Raw genomic sequence first — 23,631 nt, forward strand, 5'->3', positions numbered from 1 at the left:
AACTTACAACATACAACCCACAACTCGTATTAATAAGCTCTTGCGAAAAGTACCCTCTGTGTTGACGGATTACCTGTTAAAATACACTTTCCGTCTTCCAGTTTATTATCTAAGGGGATACAACGTATAGTAGCCTTGGTTTCGTCTTTTATGCGTTGCTCTGTTTCCGGCGTACCATCCCAGTGCGCCGACAGGAAGCCCGGTTTTTCGTCTAACAGGCGTTTAAACTCATCGTAAGTATCAACCTCGGTGATATTCTCCGCACGGAAATCAAATGCCTTTTTGTAGATATTGGCCTGAATTTCTTCCAGCAATTGCTCTATATGGCCGGCCAAACCTTCCTGGTTAACCGTTTCTTTGGTTTTGTTATCCCTGCGGGCAAGTTCTACCGTACCGTTCTGCATATCGCGGCTGCCGATAGCTACGCGCAACGGCACACCCTTTAATTCGTACTCGGCAAACTTTGCACCCGGGCGATGGGTGTCGCGTTTATCGAACTTAACTGAAATGCCTTTGCTTTTTAACTCTTTACTTAAAGCATCAACATAAGCGGTAATGTTTTCCAGTTCTTCGTCGTGCTTGTAAATAGGCACAACAACTACCTGTATAGGTGCCAGTTTTGGAGGCAACACCAAACCCGCGTCATCAGAGTGCGCCATAATTAACGCGCCAATTAAACGGGTTGATACCCCCCATGAGGTAGCCCAAACGTAATCGAGCTTATTTTCTTTACTGGTGAATTTAACATCGAAAGCTTTGGCAAAATTTTGCCCTAAAAAGTGCGATGTACCGGCCTGCAACGCTTTACCATCCTGCATTAAAGCTTCAATACAGTAAGTATCTAAAGCGCCTGCAAAACGTTCGTTAGCGGTTTTGCGACCTTTAACCACCGGTACTGCCATCCAATTTTCAGCGAAATCGGCATATACACCCAGCATTTGCTCGGTTTCGGCTATCGCTTCTTCGGCTGTCGCGTGGGCGGTATGCCCTTCCTGCCATAAAAATTCGCTGGTGCGTAAAAACATACGTGTTCGCATTTCCCAGCGCATTACGTTGGCCCATTGGTTCACCAAAATAGGCAAATCGCGGTACGATTGTATCCAGCCACGATAGGTATTCCAGATGATGGTTTCGGATGTTGGACGAATAATTAATTCTTCTTCCAATTTTGCATCCTCATCTACAACAATTTGTCCGTTCTCATCGTTCTTTAAGCGATAATGAGTAACAACCGCGCATTCCTTGGCAAAGCCCTCTACGTGACTGGCTTCCTTTGAAAAAAACGATTTGGGTATTAATAACGGGAAGTAAGCATTGCTGTGTCCTGTATCTTTGAACATCTTATCCAGTACGGCCTGCATATTTTCCCAAATGGAGTATCCATAAGGTTTAATGATCATACAGCCCCGCACAGGTGAATATTCAGCAAGATCAGCTTTAATTACTAACTCGTTAAACCATTGCGAATAATCTTCGTCTTTACTAATAATACCTTTACTCATTTTTATATTTGGAATAGAATTTGACCTTACTATTATTATATAGTGCCGTCAAATTTATAAATTTATCGGTTATTTGGGTTCGAACATTTTACTAAACATATCAATGAAACGTAATATTACGAGAGGAATCATGTTAATTGGCGCTATAGCGCTGAGTTCCTGTGCTACTACAAAGCTTGCATCAAACCAAAGCGACGGCGACGATGTGTATAATACGCAAGCTAAAGCGGGCAACGCGCCGGTATATGCCGAGCGACCTGTTTATCGTGATGAGGGTGATAACGGCGACGGGGATGGCGTAGGTTACGCTACCGATGGTTACCAGGATGATTATTATGCTACCGACGACGAATATTACTATTACGACGATTACGCCTCGCGTATAAACCGTTTCAACTACTACTCTCCTTTCGGTTACTATGATAACCTGTATTATGGTTACGGACCGTTTAACAGCGCGTTTGGATACGGCGGTTACGGTTATGGCGGAGGCTTTGGCCTTGGTTATGGCTACGGATACGGCGGCTGGGGATGGAACCTTGGCTTGGGCTACGGTGGTTTTGGTTATGGTGGTTATCCTTACGGATACGGCTATGGCGGTTTAGGCTATTCATACTGGGGTACAGGCTACGGCGGTTATCCATATTGGGGCATCTACTCTGCTTATCGCAATTCGGGTACTCCCCGCCCATCACGCGGTACAGGCAGACCGGGCACCGCTTTAGCCAATGGCCGGCCAAATGCAGCAGGTTATGGCCGTACCGATAACAACTACTACCCTAACAGGCCAAACAGGCTTAGCGGAACCGGTAGCAATGGTACAGCTACAAGCCGCCCAAGCGCAACCAATGGCAGAAACCCAAATACCGATGCACGTGTAACACGCCCTACCAGGGAAACACCAAGCTATCAACCGCAGGTTGAGCGTTCTGCTCCGGCACCATCAAGCAATTCAGGCGGTGGTTCACGAGGCGGCGGTGGCAGCAGTGGCGGTGGTGGCGGCGGACGCCCGGTTAGACCATAATTTAATCTAAAGCTTCTTCACACTATATTTATGAAAATCAGATATATATTAAGCATGATCGCTATAGTAGCGATCTCCAAAAATAGCTATGCCCAATATTCGCAGGATGCTATCCGTTTTTCGCAAACATTAAACGGGTCAACCGCGCGCATAAAGGCAATTGGTGGTGCTGGTACTGCGATAGGCGGCGATTTAAGTTCGGTAAGCGGCAACCCTGCCGGTTTAGGTTTCTTTACCAAATCAGAGATCAGCCTTACGCCTGAATATGACATGCAAAAAACCAAGGCGACGTATTTAGGCAGTACCATGGCGGATAAGAAAAATACAGGGAACCTTAACAATGTTGCCGCGGTATTTTATTCGCGCCTTAATAATAGTAATGCCGATAAAACCAAAGGTTGGCTCAGCGTTAACTTTGGTTTAGGCTACGCCCGTACTAATGATTTTTACGAGAACGTAAGCTACGGTGCTAATAACAACGCCAGCTCAATAAGTGATTATTACGCTAACAGGGCCAATAACAGCGCTGATGACTTGTTAGGCGATTGGGCGTACAGACAAAAACTGATAGATCTTTATTCGGTAGGCGCTAATAGTTCTGAATACCGCAGTAATGTTATTGCCGGTGGCAACAATAATGTAATGCAGAATGGAACGATAACCCGTACGGGCAGTCAATCGGAGTTTAACCTGGCTTTGGGTGCTAACTACAGTAACAAATTGTACATTGGCGGTGCTATTGGTATTGCCAGCATCAGGTATAACTCAACCACCAGCTTTATTGAAAACGGCGATGTTTCCTTACTTGAAAACGGCAACGACGTAAACCACAATTTCACTTCGGTATTTACACAAGATCAATATACTAAAGGAACAGGCGTTAACCTGAAATTAGGTATGATCTATAAACCGGTTGAAGCTGTAAGGTTAGGTTTTAACTTCACATCACCAACCTGGTATAACATGCAGGATTCTTACGCCGAGCGTTTAGATACCCGCATAATAGGTTCAAATACTTTCCAGGACGGTGAAAATTATCCTTTAGAATACGATTTCCGTACGCCATTAAAAGTAGCCGGTGGTTTAGCCGTGTTTATAAAACAATTCGGTTTTATATCGGGCGATGTGGAGTATGTTGATTATTCATCGGCCAAGTTGATGAGTAACGACAGCTACAACAGTACCGATGATAATAATAACATTAAGAGTTTATATAAAGGTACTGTTAACGCGCACGTTGGTGCTGAAGCACGTTTAAGCAGTTTTGCTTATCTGCGTGGCGGTTATGGCGTACAAGGCAACCCTAACAGGGGCGATTTTGGTTCGTCAATTAAAACAGCTTCAGGCGGTATAGGTTTCCGTTCGGGTCCTTATTCTGTTGATGCCACCTACGCGCATATCACAGGTTCACAAACCATATATCCTTACGAAATTGGCGATGCAAGCCCTGCGTCATTCTTGAAAAAGACTAACGATAACTTATATCTCACTTTATCGTACAGGTTCTAAAATACTTATAACTAACTATTTAAAGGCTCGCTGTGTACTACAGCGGGCCTTTTTTGTAAGTACTTACCTATTCGCTATTGATTGGTAAAAGCTAAACGGATATATTTGCCACGAAACGTTCTTTACAAGAAAAATCTTCCAGCAACAGAGGTTACCGGTTAATTCCGGTATTAAAAAGGAACCGTGTGTAAATCACGGGCTGTCGCGCAACTGTAAGTTTTAACGGGTTTGGGCTTATACCCTATCCCCGTAATTGTTAAATACTATGTCACTGTTTGCCCCTGCGCAAATGGGAAGGCCTTTAATAATAAAACAAGCCAGGATACTTGCCACTGCTGTAAAAAAGACAATGCTTTCGCGATTGAAGCTTAGTCAACGGACTTACCCGGAACCTTTATGGCGCCCAACAATTGGGGTGCTGTATGCTGCCGTGTAGCCGTTTCTATCCCAAATTACCGAAAGCATACCGAAAACGTAAGGAGCATTAAAATCAATTTAATGTTTAACTAAAGTTTTATGCGTATGCTCAAAAACAACCTCGGCTACCCACGTATGGGCAGCCACCGACAACTCAAAAAAGCCTGCGAGCAGTATTGGTCAGGCAAAATTGATCAGAAAGAACTTAACCTGGTAGCACGCAAGATCAGGGAAGAAAACTGGCAATTACAGCTTAATTCGGGTATCGACCTGGTACCTTCTAACGATTTTAGCTATTACGATCAGGTGCTTGATATGAGCCTGCTGCTTGGCGCGATACCAACACGGTATACACCTGTGCTATCGTCCGTTTCTAACAACAACGAGCTCGACCTGTACTTTGCTATGGCACGTGGTTATCAAAAAGACGGGCTGGATATTACCGCCATGGAAATGACCAAGTGGTTTGATACCAATTACCATTACATTGTACCCGAGTTTACGGCCGATCAACAATTCAAGGTATTTTCAGAGAAAATTTATGCCGAATACAACCATGCCCGCCAAATTGCAGGCAAGGCGGCTAAACCTGTTCTGTTAGGCCCGGTATCGTACCTGTTGGCGGGTAAAGAAAAAGAAAGCGGCTTTGAAAAGATCGACCTGATCAAAAAATTGGTACCCGTGTATGTTGAGGTAATTAACCAGCTAAAAAGCTATGGCGCTACATGGATACAACTGGATGAGCCTTTTCTTTCGTTAGATTTAAGCAAGAAAGAAAAAGAGGCTTACGTATACGCTTACCAAGAAATTGCCAAACAATGCAATGGCGTCAAACTCTTAGTAGCCACTTATTTTGAAGGCCTGCTTGATAATACCCAGCTTGCCGTTAACCTGCCTGTCGATGCCCTGCATATCGACCTGGTAAGGGCTCCGCAACAACTGGAAGAAGTATTGGCCCTGGTGCCCGATAACCTGATACTATCATTAGGTGTGGTTGACGGACGTAATGTTTGGAAAAACAATTATACCCAATCGCTGGTGCTGATTAACCGGGCTGTTGAGGCCATTGGTGCCGACAGGGTGATGGTAGCGCCATCGTGCTCGTTATTACACACGCCTTTCGATCTTGACCAGGAAACCGAGATCCACCCGGAAATTAAAAACTGGATGGCCTTTGCCAAACAAAAACTACACGAAGTGCAGGAACTGCACCAGATAGCCAACGGCAATACCGAACTGTTAACTGCTAATCAGCAGACTATAGCGGCACGTCAAAAATCTACCTTAATACACAAAACTATCGTGAAAGATCGTGTGGCGGCTATTACTGATAGCGATGCCGAGCGTAAAAGCGCGTTCCCGGTACGTCAGCAATTGCAGCAGCAGCGTTTTAAACTCCCACTCTTCCCTACAACTACCATTGGATCGTTTCCCCAAACTGATGATATCCGTCAGCTGAGGGCAAAACTAAAAAAACAGGAGATAACCGCTGAACAATATGATGCTGCCATTGAACAGGCCACAATTGCCGCCATACGCTGGCAGGAAGAAATTGGCCTTGACGTACTGGTACACGGCGAATTTGAACGTAACGACATGGTAGAATACTTTGGCGAAAGACTGGATGGTTTTCTGTTCACCAAGAATGGCTGGGTACAAAGCTACGGCAGCAGGTGCGTTAAGCCGCCGGTTATTTATGGCGATGTTAGTCGCCCCGAAGATATGACCGTGCGCTGGAGCAGCTTTGCCCAACAGCAAACCGACAGGTTGATGAAAGGCATGCTTACAGGCCCTATCACCATTTTGCAATGGTCGTTCGTGCGTGATGATCAGCCGCGTTCGGTAACAACCAATCAAATTGCTTTAGCCATTCGCGATGAAGTGGTGGCGCTTGAAAAAGCAGGCATAGGCGTAATACAAATTGACGAACCCGCAGTGCGCGAAGGTTTGCCACTGCGCAAAGCCGACTGGCCTGCCTACCTTGATTGGGCTATCCGCGCGTTCCGCATTTCGGCGAGTGGCGTGCAGGACGAAACGCAGATCCATACCCACATGTGTTACAGCGAGTTTAACGACATTATCACCAATATTGCTGCCATGGATGCCGACGTGATAACAATAGAAACCTCACGCTCGCAAATGGAACTGCTGAACGCTTTTTCAAACTTTGAGTATCCTAACGAAATTGGTCCGGGTGTATATGATATACATTCGCCAAGGGTGCCTACAATTGATGAAATGGTAAGCCTGCTTGAAAAAGCGGCTAAGCTGTTACCTGTACAAAACCTATGGGTAAACCCCGATTGCGGCCTCAAAACCCGCAAATGGCCCGAAACCCAACAGGCGCTTAAAAACATGGTTGACGCGGCCAAACAGGCCCGCGAAAAAACCACACAGCCCGAAACTGTTTAATTTTACAATACCGTGCACCTCAAGTGCACGGTATTTTTACCTTTGCGCCCATGGATATTGAAGAAAGAATACAACAATCAGAAACAAGAATATTTAAAGCAGTTTTCCCTAATACAACCAACCATTACGATACCTTATTTGGCGGCATGGCCATGCAACTGATGGACGAGGTAGCTTTTATAGCCGCAACACGCTTCAGTCGCCGCAGAGTGGTTACCGTATCTTCAGACCGTATCGACTTCAACAAATCCATCCCGGCAGGTACCATTATTGAATTGGTAGCCCGTGTAATACATGTAGGTAATACCAGTTTAAAGGTATCGGTAGATATTTATATTGAAGAAATGTATTCAGAGTTTCGCGAGAAAGCCATCACCGGCACGTTTACCCTTGTGGCGGTTGATGAGCATAAGAATCCGGTAAAGGTGATATAAATCGTCAACTTAAGGCTAATGAACGCTAATAAAAACAATTGTGTTTGATATTTTTACATCTTAAACAATTCCAACACGAACAATGCTTAGCATAAGCGCCATATACACTTACCCTATCAAGTCGTTAGGCGGAATTTCACTCGACAACTCCGTGGTGACAGATCGCGGCCTGGAGCATGATCGCCGCTGGATGCTGGTAGATGCCAATAACCGCTTTGTATCGCAACGTGAGTTTCATCAAATGGCTTTATTGGGTGTAAGTATTGAGGATACAGGCTTGCGCGTTACCCACAAAACCACAGGAGAAAACGTTTTTATCCCTTTTGTTCCTGTAGTTAACGAAAGCTGCGAAGTAACCGTTTGGGATGATACCTGTAGCGCTGTTTATGTAAGTGATGAAGTTGACGCCTGGTTTAGTAAAGTATTGGAGATAAGCTGCCGCCTGGTTTACATGCCCGATGACAGCCACCGCAAAACCGACGAAAAATACACCAGCGATGGCGAGATCACTTCTTTTTCCGATGGCTACCCTTTCCTGCTCATCGGCCAGGCATCGCTTGATGACCTGAACAGCCGGATTGATGAAGCATTGCCGATGGATCGCTTTCGGCCTAACATCGTATTTACTGGTGGGGCTCCTTATCATGAGGATATATTGAAAAGCTTTGACATTAATGGCATCAACTTTTTTGGTGTAAAGCTTTGTGCCCGCTGCGTAATGACCACCATTAACCAAAACACTGCCGAAAAAGGCAAACAACCGCTAAAGGCATTAGCCGGTTATCGTAATAAAAATAAAAAAATACTCTTCGGCCAAAACATCGTACACAAAGGTACAGGCGCTATCGGCGTAGGCGACACGCTCGAAAATATCACCCTGCATAATGAAGAACGTTTTCTGGTAAACGCATCCCCGGCATAACCGCATATAAAACAAACTGACAGGATATTGAGTTTTCTTTATACTTTTTAGTCTATGTAGTACGTATTCTTTATATATCTTTGCAAATTGTATCTTTAGACGATGCTATCGAAAAAAACAAAGTACGCTATTAAAGCATTAGTTATCCTGGGTAAGAACATGGATAAGCCACCAATGCAAATATCAAAAATTGCAGAGGAGGAAAAAATACCGAAAAAGTTTCTGGAACAAATACTGCTCGACCTGCGCAACGCGGGCTTTTTGTATAGCAAAAAGGGAGCCGGTGGCGGGTATAGTCTTAACAAAGACCCGAAAGATATTTACTTAGTAAGCATAATGCGTATTACCGATGGCCCTATCGCTATGGTACCCTGCGCCAGCCTTAACTTTTATCACAAATGCGATGAATGCCACCAGGAAACTACCTGCGGCATACGCGATGTGTTTATTGAGGTGCGCGATGCTACGCTGAAAGTGCTTTCGGAAACCAGTATTGCCGATGTTATTTCGAGAGAGACAACGCTGATAGACAAGATCTAAGCACAGCTATTGATATGGGACAATCTCATATCAATGCAATTTTGAAATATATACTACAATTTCGGTGTAGTATATATATATTTGTAACATTAGATGGCCTTAAATGAAACAAAATATTGCAATATGATGCTGTGGTGCTGTACTGCACATGGCAATTTATGGCTGTAAGTATATAAGATAATAATATATGCCCCTTCAGCCTTACGCGGAAGGGGCTTTTTTATAATAAATAAAACCACCATTATTATGCAAAGCTTCAGAACAGAACTGGAGAACCCCATTGTTGAAAATGATATTATCGATCTTGAGCGGAAGATAAGGTTGTTCAGGGAGGGTAAGATACATGATGAAAAGTTCAGAAGTTTACGTCTTGCGAGAGGTGTTTACGGCCAGCGGCAGCCCGGCGTGCAAATGGTGCGCATTAAACTGCCTTTTGGTAAAATAACTTTTAAGCAGATATTAACCATTGCTGATATATCCGACGAGTATGGCAGCAGCAACCTGCACCTTACCACACGTCAGGATATCCAGATCCATTACGTTAGCCTCGATCGTACACCCGAGCTTTGGGCACGTTTAGAGCGCGATGATATTACCCTGCGCGAAGCCTGCGGTAATACCGTACGTAACGTAACCTCCTCACCTACTTCAGGCATCGACCCTAACGAACCGTTTGACGTTTCGCCTTACGCGCACGCTACATTTGAATATTTTTTGCGTAATCCAATCTGCCAGGAAATGGGCCGTAAATTCAAAATGTCGTTCTCGGCCAATGATGATGATACAGCTTACTCTTACATCCACGATTTAGGTTTCATCCCGAAAATAAACGCCGCCGGCGAAAGAGGCTTTAAAGTGATGTTAGGTGGTGGTTTAGGCGCACAACCCCTGCTGGCTAACATTGTAGAAGAGTTTTTGCCCGAAGATCAGATGATCCCTTACATAGAGTCGATCATCCGTGTATTCGACCGCCATGGTGAGCGTAACAACCGTAACAAAGCCCGTTTAAAATATCTTGTACAAAAACTTGGTTTAGATGAAGTGCTGCGTTTGGCTAAAGAAGAACGCACAGCCTTAAAGGTAAAATCATATACCGTTAACCGCGACGCGCTTGCTGAACCGGCGTTGCCTATAACTGCCAATTATCCGGAAGTTAGCATCAGCAATCCGCTGCGTTACGAGCAATGGCTGGCTACCAACGTTTTCGAGCAAAAGCAAAAAGGCTTTTACGGTGTATACGTTAAAGTGCCTATCGGCGATATTTCTACAGAGATTGCCCGCAAATTGGTTGATGTGTTGAGGCCCTTAGTTGCCGATGAGATCCGCATCACCCAAAACCAGGGCTTACTATTAAAATATGTACGTAAAGAGGCATTGCCTGCACTTTACGAAGGTTTAACTTCTATTGATCTTTCTGCACCGGGTTTTGATAGTGTGGCCGATGTTACCACCTGCCCCGGTACTGATACCTGTAACTTAGGTATATCGAACAGTATGACCATGGCTAAAGTGCTCGAAAATGTAATTTACACCGAGTATGAAGACCTGATCTATAACCGTGATATCAAAATAAAAATAAGCGGATGCATGAACTCATGCGGTCAGCATGGTTTGGCGCATATTGGCTTGCATGGGAGTTCGCTTAAAGCCGGTACACGGGTATTGCCATCAGTACAGGTAATGCTGGGTGGCGGTACGGTAGGTAACGGTGTAGGCCGCGCTGCCGAACGCGTGGTAAAAGTACCTGCAAAAAGGGCTACTCACGTTTTAAGATCAGTATTGGATGATTATAAAACCAACTCCATTGCCGATGAGGTTTTCCATAACTATTATGACAGACAGGGTAAAGACTATTTCTATCGTCTGCTTAAACCACTGGCCGACCTGACTACCCTTACCGATGAAGAATTTGTTGACTGGGGCCACGAAGAAACATTTGTTACCGCCATTGGCGTGGGCGAGTGTGCCGGTGTGGTGATTGACCTGGTAGCTACCTTGCTATACGAATCGGAAGAGAAACTGGGCTGGGCTAACGACGCTTACAAACGTGGCGCCTGGGCCGATGCTATCTATCACGGATACAGCGTATTCGTAAGTTCGGCTAAAGCTTTATTGCTTGATAAAGGCGTTAACAGCAGCACACAGGCAGGTGTAATTAAAGAGTTTGACGCGCAATACGTATCAACCGGAGAATTTGAATTGAACGGTTCTTTTACCGATCTTGTATTACAGATCAATAAAAACGAACCTACTGAAGAGTTTGCCACTGAGTACCTAGCTATGGCTACCGAATTTTTAAATACCAGCAAAGAGAGAAGAGAGGCATTGGTAAAATAATGAGCAATACTACTAACCACCAAAATAAGATCAGCAGGATCACCTTAGTTGGCGCAGGCCCCGGCGATACCGATCTGATCACCCTTAAAGGCATTAAAGCGTTACAAGCAGCTGATGTTGTTTTGTATGATGCTTTAGTTAACGAAGAATTACTGGCCTTTGCCCCTGCCGATGCTGTAAAAGTATACGTAGGCAAACGCTCCGGCGATCATACTTATTCGCAAAGCGTGGTTAACCAGCTAATGGTTGATTACGCTATCAATTACGGCCACGTGGTTCGCCTTAAAGGCGGCGACCCATTTGTATTTGGCCGTGGGTTTGAAGAACTGGAATTTGCTGCCGAAAATAATATCCCGGCGCAGGTAATTCCGGGTGTGTCAAGCTCAATTGGCGTACCTGAATTGCAGGGTATCCCCGTTACCCATCGTGGTAAAAGCGAAAGCTTTTGGGTAGTTACAGGCACCACCGCCAATGGTAAAATATCTGCCGACCTGATTGATGCCGCCAAAAGCAAGGCTACCGTGGTAGTACTGATGGGCATTCATAAACTGGCCGAAATTACCGAGATATTCAAGGCTGAAGGTAAAAACAACCTACCCGCGGCAGTGATACAAAGCGGAACAACCGTTAACGAAAAAATAGTTGTAGGCGTGGTTGATACCATTGTTGATATGGCGAAGGAAAACAACATTACCTCACCGGCGCTTATTGTTTTTGGAGAAGTAGTATCCCTGCATCCTCAATTTCAACCTATCAAAGCATTATATGACACTCTTGCCTAAAGATAATATTAACCCTGTTCAATTGAATGAGGCAGAGGGCAATCAGTTGTTCCCTGTTTTTATCAAGCTGAATAATTTGCATACCGTACTTATTGGTGCCGGTAAGGTTGGTTTAGAAAAACTGACCACCGTACTTAATAACAGTCCGTTTGCAAAGGTTACTGTTATTGCCAAAGAGATATTGCCCGAGGTACATCAACTGGCTGCCGAATACGGCAAGGTGATCATCATTAATAAAACATTTGACGAGTACGATCTTGACGGTGCCGATATTGTAATAGCCGCCACTAACGATAACGACTTAAATACCTACATCAGGCAGGCCGCGCGTGACCGTAAGCTCCTGATCAATATTGCCGATAAACCCGAGTTGTGCGATTTCTATTTAGGCTCGGTAGTGAAAAAAGGCGACCTTAAAATTGCTATATCAACCAACGGAAAATCGCCTACGGTAGCCAAGCGCATCAAGGAATATCTGAATAAAGAAATACCTGATGAGATAGATATTACTTTGCAGCAAATGAACGAGTTAAGAAATTCACTTAACGGAGATTTTGCATCTAAAGTACAGCAACTTAACGAAGCTACGGCGGTGCTTACCGAAAGAAAAGCGCCCGCGCCCAATAAACTATATCTACGCTGGCTTATCTGGCTAACGTCGGTATCGTGCATCACTATCGCGTTGCTTTCATTATGGTTTAAAGAGCCGGCATTTCAATTATATTTACGGGAGCTTGACCCGGTATTTTATTACTTCCTGGTAGCCGGTTTTATATTTTCGATGATAGATGGTGCTATCGGCATGTCGTACGGGGTTACTTCAACTACCTTTTCATTGTCAATGGGGATACCACCCGCATCGGCGAGTATGGCCGTTCACCTGTCCGAAGTGATGAGCAATGGCATAGCCGGCTGGATGCATTACCGCATGGGCAATGTAAACTGGAAGCTATTCAAGTTACTTTTAATACCCGGTATAATTGGCGCTGTTACAGGTGCTTATCTGCTTTCATCTTTAGAGCATTACAGCCAGTATTCAAAGCCATTCGTATCATTATACACCCTTATTTTGGGTGGCGTTATATTATCCAAGGCGTTTAACAATAAGCCTAAAAAATCGGCGGATAAGATAAAAAAGATCGGGTTGTTAGGTTTAGGCGGTGGATTTATTGACGCGGTTGGCGGCGGTGGCTGGGGCTCTATCGTATTATCAAGCCTTATAGCAGGCGGCCGCAACCCGAGGTTTTCATTAGGCACGGTAAAACTATCAAGGTTTTTTATAGCATTGATGAGTTCTTTAACATTCGTTACCATGCTGAAGAATGCGCATTGGGATGCAGTTGCAGGCCTTATTATAGGCAGCGCGCTGGCATCACCTATTGCGGCACGTATCTCAAATAAAATATCTACAAAAGTAATTATGGTTTCAGTTGGTATCATTGTAATATTGATCAGCCTGAAAAGCATTGTTACCTTTATAACAAAAGTGATTTAATACAATGAGTGAATTAGCTCAGAATATAAAACAACAAGTGGGCAACCTTGACCCGGTAGAGGCTTTAAGGCTTTTGGCCGAAAGATTTCCGGGTGAAATAGTATTTTCAACCAGCTTCGGCTGGGAAGATCAGGTGATCACCCACATGATATTTACCAATAACCTGCCCATTAAAATATTTACGCTTGAAACCGGCAGGCTATTCCCCGAAACTTATTATGTTTGGAACCGCACCATGGAAATGTACGGCAAACCAATACACGCTTATTACCCTAAGCACGAATTGGTAGAAGAAATGGTAAATACCAAAGGCCCAAACAGTTTTTACGAGTCGGTTGATAACCGTAAGGAATGCTGCGGGATCCGCAAAATTGAACCTTTAAAGCGCGCATTGGCCGGTAACAACTGCTGGGTAACCGGTATCCGGGCCGATCAATCGGCCAACCGTCAGTTTATGGATAATGTGGAGTGGGATGAACAGAACCAACTGGTGAAGTACCACCCTATTTACAGCTGGACACTTGACGACGTAAAAGAATATATAAAGAAATACAACGTACCATATAATACATTGCATGACAGGGGTTTCCCCAGCATTGGCTGTTTGCCTTGCACCAGGGCAGTACAGGAAGGCGAGGATTTTCGCGCCGGACGCTGGTGGTGGGAAGATCAATCAAAGAAAGAGTGCGGCCTGCATGCAGTAAAATAAAAAACGAATGAGTAATAACAACCACCTTAATTATTTAGACGAACTTGAAGCAGAAGCTATTTACATTCTGCGGGAAGTAGCCGGGCAATTTGAAAAGCCCGCCCTGCTTTTCTCGGGCGGTAAAGATTCTATCACCCTGGTGCGCCTTGCCGAAAAAGCATTCCGTCCGGGTAAATTCCCTTTTCCGCTGGTACATATTGATACCGGCCACAACTTTATTGAAACTATTGAGTACCGCGACAAAATGGTAGCCCGCCTTGGCGAAAAGCTGATTGTTGGCCACGTACAGGATTCTATTGATGAAGGCAAAGTAGTTGAACAAAAAGGAAAAAACGCCAGTCGCAACGCATTGCAAACAGTAACCCTGCTTGATACCATTGCCAAACATCAGTTTGATGCCTGCATTGGCGGTGCACGCCGTGATGAGGAAAAGGCCCGAGCAAAAGAACGGATCTTTTCGGTACGTGATGAATTTGGTCAGTGGGACCCTAAACGCCAGCGCCCCGAATTATGGAACCTATACAACGGCAAAATACATAAAGGCGAAAACGTAAGGGTTTTCCCGATCAGTAACTGGACAGAACTTGACGTGTGGAATTATATCCGCCGCGAAAATATTGAACTCCCTTCTATTTACTTCGCGCATGAGCGTGAAACCATTATCCGCAACGGACAACTAATGGCAGCGTCTCCCTTTTTAAATATGGACGAAGAGGACATTATTGAGCGCCGCAACGTACGTTTCCGTACCGTGGGCGACATGACCTGTACTGCCGCTGTTGCTTCACATGCTTATCATATCGACGACATTATCAACGAGATAAGCGAATCAAAAATCAGTGAGCGTGGCGCACGTATGGACGACAAAGTATCAGAAGCAGCTATGGAAGACCGTAAGAAAGGAGGTTATTTCTAAATTCGAATGTTCAGTTTTATAATGTGCAGATGTGCGAATATGCAGATGTGCAGATGATAAGAACAATAAAGGGAAAATTCGAGATCGAACATCCGATATTCGAAATAATAACCACATTCGAAATATGAAATAAAAATATTATGGATATATTAAAATTTATAACCGCCGGTAGTGTTGACGATGGCAAGAGCACACTTATTGGTCGTTTACTTTATGATAGCGGCGCTATTTTAGCCGACCAGTTAGAGGCCCTGCATTCATCAAACCGCAAAAACGACGACGGCAGCATTGACCTTGCTATATTAACCGACGGCCTTAAAGCCGAACGTGAGCAAGGCATTACTATAGACGTAGCATACAAATACTTTAATACCGATAAGCGTAAGTTCATCATTGCTGATGCCCCCGGCCATATACAGTATACCCGTAACATGGTTACTGGCGCTTCAAATGCCGATTTGGCCATCATCCTGATCGACGCGCGTAAAGGTGTGATCGAACAAACTATCCGTCACTCCTACCTGGTATCGTTATTAGGCATGCCACAGGTTGCCGTAACCATTAATAAAATGGATATGGTTGATTACAGCGAAGAGGTTTACAACGGCATTGTTAAAGATTACCTTGAACTGGCCGCTAAAGTGAACCTCGAAAATGTAAAGTTCATCCCGGTAAGCGCACTTAAGGGAGACAACATAGTAACCAAATCAACCAATATGGATTGGTACGAAGATGAAAGCCTGCTTGATTACCTGGAGAATGTAGAGATAAAGGTAGATATTACTACCTCACATGCCCGTTTGCCTGTTCAATGGGTTATTCGCCCGCAAACAGAAGAGCTGCATGATTATCGTGGATATGCCGGCCGTGTATTAAGCGGTTCATTCCATGTGAATGATAAGGTGACCGTTTTGCCATCGGGCTTTAGCAGTACGATATCTAAAATTGAGGTATTGGACAGCGAACCCGCAGCTGCTACAACAGGTATGTCGGTTACGATACACCTGAACGACGAGATTGACATTAGCCGTGGCGACCTGTTAGTGAATAGCAGCCAGCAACCACAGGTATCTCAATTAATTGAGGCCGACCTTTGCTGGATGGATACCCGCGCGCTTGATACCTCACATACCTATTTTATACAACACAACAGCAAAGTAACCCGTTGCCGCATACAAGAGGTACTGCACAAAATAAATATCAATACACTCGAAAAACAATACGACGAAGATTTTAAGCTGAACGATATTGGCCGAATCATCATAAAAACAGCAGATCCGCTTGCATTTGATCTTTACCAGGATAACAAAGCCAATGGCGGCGCTATATTGGTAGATAATCGCACCAACCTAACCGTGGGCGCGCTAATGCTAAGAGCTAACGCTGATTAAGAAAACAACCGCGTCCATTGAGAGTTTTAATTCTTTTTGGACTTTGAAAATAAAATGACGGTGGCTTACAACCACTCTCCACTGTCATGCTGAGGAACGAAGCATCTATCGCAGATAAGCATAGCGAAGAAGATTCTTCACTACGTTCAGAATGACAGTTTTTTTTAACACGTCATGGGTAGATACGAAGCAATGACGCGATTTTGATTAACCGTCAAAAACAAAAAAGGCTGTCACCAATTGGTGACAGCCTTTTTGCTGTAATTTTATGAGGTTGTTATTATCTTACTTGTTTGAAGAAATAAACTGCTGAAGTTGGGCTAACCCTAACTAACAATTCTTCTTTGTCATTTTTCAGATCAACAAAATGCTCGGTTGATTCGTCGTTGCTCATTTCAATAACTGAACTTACTACGTAACCTTTGTATTTGTTAGCAATTTCTTTTTGTGCCCTTGCAGATACTTTTTTATACTCAACAGCTTGAGTAGTACCTAAAAAGTCGCCTTGTAAGTTGTAGAAAGCAGTCTTTTTAACGCCATCAACTACAAACTCAGCTTTTTGGCAATTTGAGTTTACAGTCCATTTTACATTTTTAGCATCGCTAAAGTCAGCATTGAACTGGTTTAATACAGCGTAAGAAACTTCGTCTTCTTTGTCTGCGACTTTTGTTTTATCGGCAGCATATACACCTGTTACTAATAGTCCGATGATTGCTGGTATAATTAATAATTTTTTCATTGTCTTAAATTTTAAATCCATAACAAAGATAAGGCAACGTTATCAATAACGTAAATAAAATTGAATTTTTATAAAAATATCATAACACAATGGATTTAATTTTAAATTTTGAAAAATATTTCAATTTACATAGTGTATTTTTTACAATATCGTAAAAAAACGAGGGTTTACTTATTGTATTTTATACACTAAGTAAACCCTCTTATGTAACAAACTGAATATAAATAACCGTTTTAGCAACATAACTATTGATAATTACAAAAAGTAACTATCAATAGTATCTAATTACTTATCAAGTTGTTTTATATAATTATGGAAAAGGTGCAGCGCCCGCTCCTTATTATCAGTAAGTTCGAAGTCAATCTTATGCATCAGGTAATCCTCCACATCAAAATCATCGCGTTTGGGCATTTCTTTAAATAGTTCGGCCCTGTTATCCAAACCAAACTTCAGCGCCTGGTTAAACTCGTCCATAAAATCCTTCGGTATATTTTTGTTGGCAACCCAGGCAGCAAATACGAATGGTAATCCGCTAAAATTCAGCCATTCTTCGGCAAGGTCATATACATAAGGGTATTGCTCTTTTTTACCAAAGGTTCTGTCCCCTATTTGTACAAAGGCTGTGTTAGCATCGGTTGATGTGGTATAATCCGCGGCACTGGTAACCAGTTCCGGGTTTACCTTCCAGTGATTTTTTAACAGCACACGGGCCAGGTTATTTGATGAACGCGATTCGGGATCGAGCTGTAAGGTTTTAATATCCTTAGCCTCGCAATTACTGAATATAAATACCGAATTAACGGCTCCATTAGCGCCAATGCAATAATCGGATACGATATTCCATACAGGCAGGCTTAAAATAGCGGCTACAGGTATAAGGCCAATATCGGCCTCGTCGTCAATAAGCTTTTGGGCACAGTCCGACGGCATATCCAAACTCAAATCAATTTTGTTGAGGATGTTGGAATGTTCTATACCGTAAATAAAGGGTTTGGTGTTAGTGTAACTAACTGCAGAAATTCTGATCTTTTTCACAAATACTTAGTTCAGGAAGCCTTCAGGTGCTTCGCATTATTAAAATCGACGATCTCATATTTATCGCCGTCAAATACTACCTTATATAATACAAGGTTTTGGTGCGGGAAATTATCCATCTCGGTAAGCGGACGGCCGGTAAGCAAACACAGCAGCAAACGCATAGCGCGGCCGTGCATACATATCAGCACTGTTTTTTCTTCGGGATGGCTCATGATGGTTTTAATGGCTTCTTCCTGGCGTAGTTTAACGTCGTTGGGGCTTTCGCCGCCTTCAAATTTCACGTCGAGGTTTCCGTCCATCCAGTTGCGCATCAAATCTAAAAATGCGACTTTGTTTTCGGGAGTGCTTGGTTTACCTTCCAGTACACCCCATGCCAGCTCATCTAAACCGGAAAGTTTTTCGTAAGGCAAACCCAGGTCGATAAACTTTTGGATACTTTGCTGGGTACGCTTAAGTTCAGAAATGTAGATCTTATCAAAGGCTACATCTTTATAGGCATCAAAAAATTGCTCAGCCTGGTGGCGGCCTTCTTCGTTAAGGTCGGTGTTCATACCCCGGCCCTGTACAATTCCCCGTTTATTAAGATCAGTTTGTCCATGGCGGACAATATATAGTGTTTTTAGTATCATTCCTTTTTTGGGGTTAAAGCTGAAAGGTTAAAGGATAAAGGTGTTGAATGAAACCTTTCGCTTTTACCTTTAAGCTTTAGCCTTTCAGCTTTAACCTAATTAACCACCGGTAACTTATAAAACCTCGGCTTGGCTTCTTCGGCAAACTGAAAATCGTTGTAGTCGGTAACTACATTATATAAGGTATCGCGTTCTATTGGGTAGCGGCCGACATTCTTTATCAGCTCAACCACTTCTTTGGTACTCATGCCAGGAGTCTGCTCTTCGGCACCTGCCATTGAATAGATCTTGGTAGTATCGTCGAGTGTACCGTCAATATCATCTACCCCAAAGTTTAACGAGAGCTGTGCCGTAGTGCGGCTGATCATGGCCCAATAGGCTTTAATATGATCGAAATTATCCAAATAAATGCGCGCGATAGCGTAATTACGCAAGTCTTCAATCACGGTTGATTCGGGCACATCCGACATCTGGTTATCCTTATTACGGAATTTCAGCGGAATAAAAGTTTGGAAACCACCTGTTCTATCCTGCAATTGGCGCAGACGTTCCATGTGGTCAACCCGGTGCCGGTATTTTTCGATGTGACCATACAACATGGTAGCATTCGAGCGCATGCCCAGTTTATGCCACTCTTCGTGTATTTGCAGCCATTGGTCGGCAGTACATTTATCTTTAGCTATTTGATCGCGAATTTCTTCATGAAAAATTTCGGCACCACCACCCGGCATTGATTCCAGCCCGGCATCCTTCATCAGAGCCATCCCAGTGGCGTAGTCAATTTTAGCTTTCTTAAATATATAGTGATATTCAACAGGTGTTAAAGCCTTTACATGCAGATCGGGACGGTGTTCTTTAATGCGCCTGAACAATTCGGCATAAAAAGGAACATCGTACTGCGGTAACACACCACCTACAATGTGCACCTCGGTAACAGGCTCATTATCGTATTTTTTTACGATGTCGAGCATCTCTTCCATGGTATATTCCCAACCATCGGCACGTTGTTTCAGCAACCTCGAATACGAGCAGAACTTGCAATCGTACACGCAAAGATTGGTTGGTTCGATATGGAAATTACGGTTAAAATATGTTTTATCGCCGTGCTTTTCTTCGCGAATGTAGTTGGCGAGAGTACCTAAATAGCCCAGTTCGCCTTTTTCATATAATAAAACACCTTCATCAAAGGTGATACGCTGGTGGTTGAGTACCTTTTGAGCAATGTGTTTTAAATCAGCAGATAAGCTTGGGTCCTGTAATAGTACTTGTAAATTATTGTCAGCTGCCATCTAAAAAACTTTACAGCAAAAATACGTAATTGCTGCATCAGAATATCACAGGCGTGTAACTATTTATCCTTTACGTACTGTACAGCGAAGCCGTCATTAACGTTATCGGCCAAAACAAGCGTATCATTTTTAGCTTTTACTATCACCTGATCTAAGCCACCGTTCTGATATTTAATGATATAAGCCGGATCTTCAGAAAAAATAGTTTTATCCTTGCTAAGCGTAAATGCCGATTGGTTTGTAAGCGAATCGTTACGATAAAAAGTAGCCGTATTATTCCGTTTAAACTCAACCGAAGAACGGTAACCTTCAGATTGCGGCGTAATAGTTCTGCCCGCAAAGCCTCCCGTTGATTGCACCCATTTCCACTTACCGTACAGCTTATCGGTGCTGATATTGCCTGCTGTTTTCAAATCTTCTTTATTGCATGATACCGCGCAGATCACCAATATGGAGCATACTAAACTTTTCATAAAAATGGGGTTGTAACGTTGGGGTTGTAAACTTATTACGGTAAAATTATTGCGAACGCTACAATCAAATAAATTAATGTTGCTTAATTTGGGGCATAATTTTCTGCCTTATGAATATCGAAACCATAGCCATACACGCCGGCAACCATAACGACCCGACCACGAAAGCGGTGATACAGCCCATCATCATGTCGACCACATTTGAACGTGGCGAAGATGGCGGTTATCCGGGAGGTTATATATACAGCCGTTCGTCTAATCCCAACCGGAGCGCTTTAGAGCAGGTGCTTGCTCAACTGGAGGGCGGTATTGAGGCAGCAGCGTTTTCATCGGGCAATGCAGCGGGCATGGCGGTATTCCAATCGTTACCTGCGGGCACACATATCATATTACCTGATGATATGTACCATGGTTTACGCAACCAAATCAAAAACTTGTTTGCAGGTATACTGGAGTTCGATTTTATTGATGTGAACGATACCGAATTACTACAACAGCATATAAAACCCAATACCGGTGTAATATGGATAGAAACCCCATCGAACCCGTTATTGAAGCTTACCGATATTAAAAAGGCAGTTGCAATAGCTCATGCCAAAGGTATTAAAGTAGTGTGCGATAATACTTTCGCCACACCTGTATGCCAGCAGCCTATCGCGTTAGGGGCCGATTTGGTAATGCACTCGGCTACCAAATACTTCGGCGGCCACAGCGACCTGATGGGCGGCGCCTTAATTGCCGCCGAAAAAAGCGACTGGTGGTTAAAGATCCGCCAGGTACAGGAAATGGGTGGCGCTATCCCCTCGCCTATGGATTGCTATTATTTAGTACGAAGTATCAAAACACTGCCTTACCGTGTGCGCGGCCATGTAAACAACGCGCAGCTATTAGCCCAGTTTTTAGAAGATCATCCGAAGGTAGAACGTGTAATGTATCCGGGCTTGCCATCGCACCCGCAGCATGATATAGCTAAGGCGCAAATGCTGAGCTTTGGCGGGATGCTGTCTTTTTGCATAAAAGGCAGTGAAGATGATACCCGTAAGGTAGTAAATAGTGTAAAGCTGTTTACACAGGCCACCAGCCTGGGTGGTGTTGAAAGCCTGATAGAGCACCGTGCATCGGTAGAAGGGCTCGACACCAAAACGCCCCGAAACCTGCTTAGGGTATCAGTAGGTTTAGAGCATATTGATGACCTTATTGCCGACCTTAAAGCGGCTTTTAACAGTTTTTAAGCATAAATAAAAATAAAATTTGGAGATAAGTATTCAATTAACATATCTTTGAAACATTATTTGGTAGCAAATATTAAGATCATTGTTCCGCCAACCGGCGAATTTTGGTTTATAAAGAAGTGGCGAGAGATCAGGCTCAACAACCCACTGGCAACCCTTCAATTTGAAGAAGGTGCCAATTCCTGGCCCGGAGAATGGATCCCGGGGAATATAAATTAACCACCATGAAAAGTTTAGTACAAGTCAAAGAAAGTAAGATACAACAGGTTACCCCAACCGGCAATTCATTTGCTATTTGTATTTGTATGTGTTGCTGCTGTTGATTCAGTAACACGTTCCCATTTTCATTTTCCTGAAAAATACGCGTGTTGCTCCTGTCGGGATGCTATTATCCTGCTTTGCGCACACGGTAAAACAAACTGATCATTTACAAACAATTAAAATCTTAACATATCATGTCTACTACAAATTTAAAATTCGAAACACTACAATTACACGCAGGTCAGGAAGCAGATGCAACAACAGGTTCACGCGCTGTACCTTTATACCAAACTACTTCATATGTTTTTAACAGTGCCGAGCATGGCGCTAACCTGTTCGCACTGAAAGAGTTTGGCAATATCTACTCCCGCATAATGAACCCCACTACCGATGTTTTTGAAAAACGGGTAGCAGCCTTAGAAGGTGGTGTAGCGGCATTAGCAACGGCATCCGGCCAGGCAGCGCAGTTTTTGGCCTTAAATAATATTTTACAGCTTGGAGATAACTTTGTTACCTCACCATTTTTATACGGCGGCACTTATAACCAGTTTAAAGTAGCCTTTAAACGCATTGGTATCGATGTACGTTTTGCCAAAGATGATACTGCCGAAAACATAGAAGCACTTATCGACGATAAAACAAAAGCCATTTACCTCGAAACCATTGGTAATCCGGGCTTTAACATCCCTGATTTTGAAAAGATTGCCGCTGTAGCACAAAAACACGACCTGCCTTTAATAGTAGATAATACTTTCGGCGCTGCCGGATATTTGTTCCGTCCGCTGGAGCATGGCGCGCATGTGGTAGTACAATCGGCTACTAAATGGATAGGCGGCCATGGTACAAGCATTGGCGGTGTAATAGTTGATGGCGGTAATTATAACTGGGCCAATGGCAAATATCCTCAATTCACCGAACCGGCCGAAGGTTATCATGGTTTAGTATTTGGCGATGTATTCGGTATTGGCGGTCCGTTTGGTAATATCCAATTTATTATACGTGCCCGTGTAGAAGGCCTGCGCGATTTCGGTCCGTCGCAATCCCCATTCAATTCTTGGTTATTGGTTCAGGGATTAGAAACCCTGTCGTTACGCGTACAACGCCATATTGATAATGCGCTCGAACTGGCCAAATGGCTGGAACAGCATCCTTTGGTAGCCAAAGTAAACTATCCGGGTTTGGCATCATCACCGTATAACGCGCTGGCTAAAAAGTATTTAAAAAACGGATTTGGCGCAGTACTGTCATTTGAGGTAAAAGGCGATAAAGAAAACGCCGGTGCAATAATTGACAGCCTAAAACTGGTGAGTCATGTGGCAAACGTAGGCGACGCGAAAACGCTGATCATACAGCCATCGGCTACTACGCATCAGCAATTGAGCGATGAAGAGCAGCTTTCTGCCGGCGTTACGCCTACCCTGTTACGCGTAGCGGTTGGTATTGAACATATTGATGATATTAAAGGCGATTTTGAACAAGCCTTCAATAAAATAAAACAACCCGAAGCCGAATTGGTGTAAACCATTTAGCACGGGCTATACAAATTAAAAAGTCCCTTCCGTTGGGGAGGGACTTAAATA

General features: G+C 43.7%; 20 protein-coding genes and 2 riboswitches. Of the genes, 14 read left to right on the plus strand and 6 right to left on the minus strand.

Annotated elements, in window-relative coordinates:
• Window positions 1-29: 29 nt before the first annotated feature.
• On the minus strand, window positions 30-1,502 hold the full coding sequence (proS, locus tag ABD894_RS01890; protein ID WP_345209281.1) for a proline--tRNA ligase: 1,473 nt from the start codon (window positions 1,500-1,502) through the stop codon (window positions 30-32).
• A 103-nt stretch (window positions 1,503-1,605) separates the two neighbouring features.
• Here proS and ABD894_RS01895 point away from each other — a divergent pair, with 103 nt between their 5' ends.
• The 12 genes from ABD894_RS01895 to ABD894_RS01950 all read left to right on the plus strand — a co-directional run bounded on the left by ABD894_RS01895 (window position 1,606) and on the right by ABD894_RS01950 (window position 16,390).
• Window positions 1,606-2,526 carry a hypothetical protein gene (locus tag ABD894_RS01895; RefSeq protein ID WP_345209282.1) on the plus strand — a complete coding sequence of 307 codons (921 nt, stop codon included), beginning with the start codon at window positions 1,606-1,608 and terminating at the stop codon, window positions 2,524-2,526.
• A gap of 30 nt (window positions 2,527-2,556) precedes the next feature.
• A complete protein-coding gene (locus ABD894_RS01900) occupies window positions 2,557-4,035 on the plus strand; it encodes an OmpP1/FadL family transporter (RefSeq protein ID WP_345209283.1) in 1,479 nt (492 codons plus the stop codon).
• A 131-nt stretch (window positions 4,036-4,166) separates the two neighbouring features.
• A riboswitch (cobalamin riboswitch) is annotated at window positions 4,167-4,383 on the plus strand.
• Window positions 4,384-4,557: 174 nt separating this feature from the next.
• Window positions 4,558-6,864, plus strand: coding sequence for a 5-methyltetrahydropteroyltriglutamate--homocysteine S-methyltransferase (gene metE / locus ABD894_RS01905; protein ID WP_345209284.1), 2,307 nt, complete (start codon window positions 4,558-4,560; stop codon window positions 6,862-6,864).
• A 50-nt stretch (window positions 6,865-6,914) separates the two neighbouring features.
• Window positions 6,915-7,298 (plus strand): acyl-CoA thioesterase, encoded by a 384-nt coding sequence (locus tag ABD894_RS01910; protein WP_345209285.1) that lies wholly within the window; start codon window positions 6,915-6,917, stop codon window positions 7,296-7,298.
• Between the two features lie 82 nt (window positions 7,299-7,380).
• On the plus strand, window positions 7,381-8,220 hold the full coding sequence (locus ABD894_RS01915; protein ID WP_345209286.1) for an MOSC domain-containing protein: 840 nt from the start codon (window positions 7,381-7,383) through the stop codon (window positions 8,218-8,220).
• A gap of 102 nt (window positions 8,221-8,322) precedes the next feature.
• Complete coding sequence (locus ABD894_RS01920) at window positions 8,323-8,760, plus strand: RrF2 family transcriptional regulator (protein WP_345209287.1); 438 nt, start codon at window positions 8,323-8,325, stop codon at window positions 8,758-8,760.
• Between the two features lie 246 nt (window positions 8,761-9,006).
• A complete protein-coding gene (locus tag ABD894_RS01925; RefSeq protein ID WP_345209288.1) occupies window positions 9,007-11,097 on the plus strand; it encodes a nitrite reductase in 2,091 nt (696 codons plus the stop codon).
• The gene (cobA, locus tag ABD894_RS01930; protein WP_345209289.1) at window positions 11,097-11,879 is read left to right on the plus strand and encodes a uroporphyrinogen-III C-methyltransferase; all 783 of its coding nucleotides are present in this window, start codon (window positions 11,097-11,099) and stop codon (window positions 11,877-11,879) included. Before ABD894_RS01925 ends, cobA begins: the two co-directional genes overlap by 1 nt.
• Window positions 11,863-13,374, plus strand: coding sequence for a TSUP family transporter (locus ABD894_RS01935; protein WP_345209290.1), 1,512 nt, complete (start codon window positions 11,863-11,865; stop codon window positions 13,372-13,374). The genes cobA and ABD894_RS01935 overlap by 17 nt, the downstream gene beginning before the upstream one ends.
• Before the next feature lie 4 nt (window positions 13,375-13,378).
• The gene (locus ABD894_RS01940; protein WP_345209291.1) at window positions 13,379-14,083 is read left to right on the plus strand and encodes a phosphoadenylyl-sulfate reductase; all 705 of its coding nucleotides are present in this window, start codon (window positions 13,379-13,381) and stop codon (window positions 14,081-14,083) included.
• Window positions 14,084-14,090: 7 nt separating this feature from the next.
• The gene (gene cysD / locus ABD894_RS01945; protein WP_345209292.1) at window positions 14,091-14,999 is read left to right on the plus strand and encodes a sulfate adenylyltransferase subunit CysD; all 909 of its coding nucleotides are present in this window, start codon (window positions 14,091-14,093) and stop codon (window positions 14,997-14,999) included.
• A gap of 140 nt (window positions 15,000-15,139) precedes the next feature.
• Entirely contained in the window at window positions 15,140-16,390 is a 1,251-nt protein-coding gene (locus tag ABD894_RS01950; RefSeq protein ID WP_345209293.1) for a sulfate adenylyltransferase subunit 1, read from the plus strand.
• Between the two features lie 280 nt (window positions 16,391-16,670).
• Here the strand turns inward: ABD894_RS01950 and ABD894_RS01955 are convergent, their stop codons facing one another.
• The 5 genes from ABD894_RS01955 to ABD894_RS01975 form a co-directional block, all read right to left on the minus strand.
• On the minus strand, window positions 16,671-17,129 hold the full coding sequence (locus ABD894_RS01955; RefSeq protein WP_345209294.1) for a hypothetical protein: 459 nt from the start codon (window positions 17,127-17,129) through the stop codon (window positions 16,671-16,673).
• Between the two features lie 285 nt (window positions 17,130-17,414).
• Entirely contained in the window at window positions 17,415-18,164 is a 750-nt protein-coding gene (locus ABD894_RS01960; RefSeq protein WP_345209295.1) for a menaquinone biosynthetic enzyme MqnA/MqnD family protein, read from the minus strand.
• 11 nt (window positions 18,165-18,175) lie between these two features.
• On the minus strand, window positions 18,176-18,796 hold the full coding sequence (locus ABD894_RS01965; RefSeq protein ID WP_345209296.1) for a histidine phosphatase family protein: 621 nt from the start codon (window positions 18,794-18,796) through the stop codon (window positions 18,176-18,178).
• 95 nt (window positions 18,797-18,891) lie between these two features.
• Entirely contained in the window at window positions 18,892-20,085 is a 1,194-nt protein-coding gene (mqnE, locus tag ABD894_RS01970; RefSeq protein ID WP_345209297.1) for an aminofutalosine synthase MqnE, read from the minus strand.
• Between the two features lie 59 nt (window positions 20,086-20,144).
• The gene (locus tag ABD894_RS01975) at window positions 20,145-20,558 is read right to left on the minus strand and encodes a hypothetical protein (protein ID WP_345209298.1); all 414 of its coding nucleotides are present in this window, start codon (window positions 20,556-20,558) and stop codon (window positions 20,145-20,147) included.
• Between the two features lie 110 nt (window positions 20,559-20,668).
• Between ABD894_RS01975 and ABD894_RS01980 the strand changes: the two genes are divergently transcribed.
• Both ABD894_RS01980 and ABD894_RS01985 read left to right on the plus strand, forming a co-directional pair.
• Window positions 20,669-21,790: a trans-sulfuration enzyme family protein gene (locus ABD894_RS01980; RefSeq protein WP_345209299.1), complete on the plus strand. Its 1,122-nt coding sequence runs from the start codon at window positions 20,669-20,671 to the stop codon at window positions 21,788-21,790.
• Between the two features lie 106 nt (window positions 21,791-21,896).
• Window positions 21,897-22,007: riboswitch (SAM riboswitch) on the plus strand.
• 238 nt (window positions 22,008-22,245) lie between these two features.
• Window positions 22,246-23,571, plus strand: a complete 1,326-nt coding sequence (locus ABD894_RS01985) for an O-acetylhomoserine aminocarboxypropyltransferase/cysteine synthase family protein (RefSeq protein ID WP_345209300.1) — start codon at window positions 22,246-22,248, stop codon at window positions 23,569-23,571.
• The last annotated feature ends 60 nt before the right edge of the window (window positions 23,572-23,631 follow it).

Source organism: Mucilaginibacter gynuensis, from assembly GCF_039541195.1.
GTDB classification, from domain to species: domain Bacteria; phylum Bacteroidota; class Bacteroidia; order Sphingobacteriales; family Sphingobacteriaceae; genus Mucilaginibacter; species Mucilaginibacter gynuensis.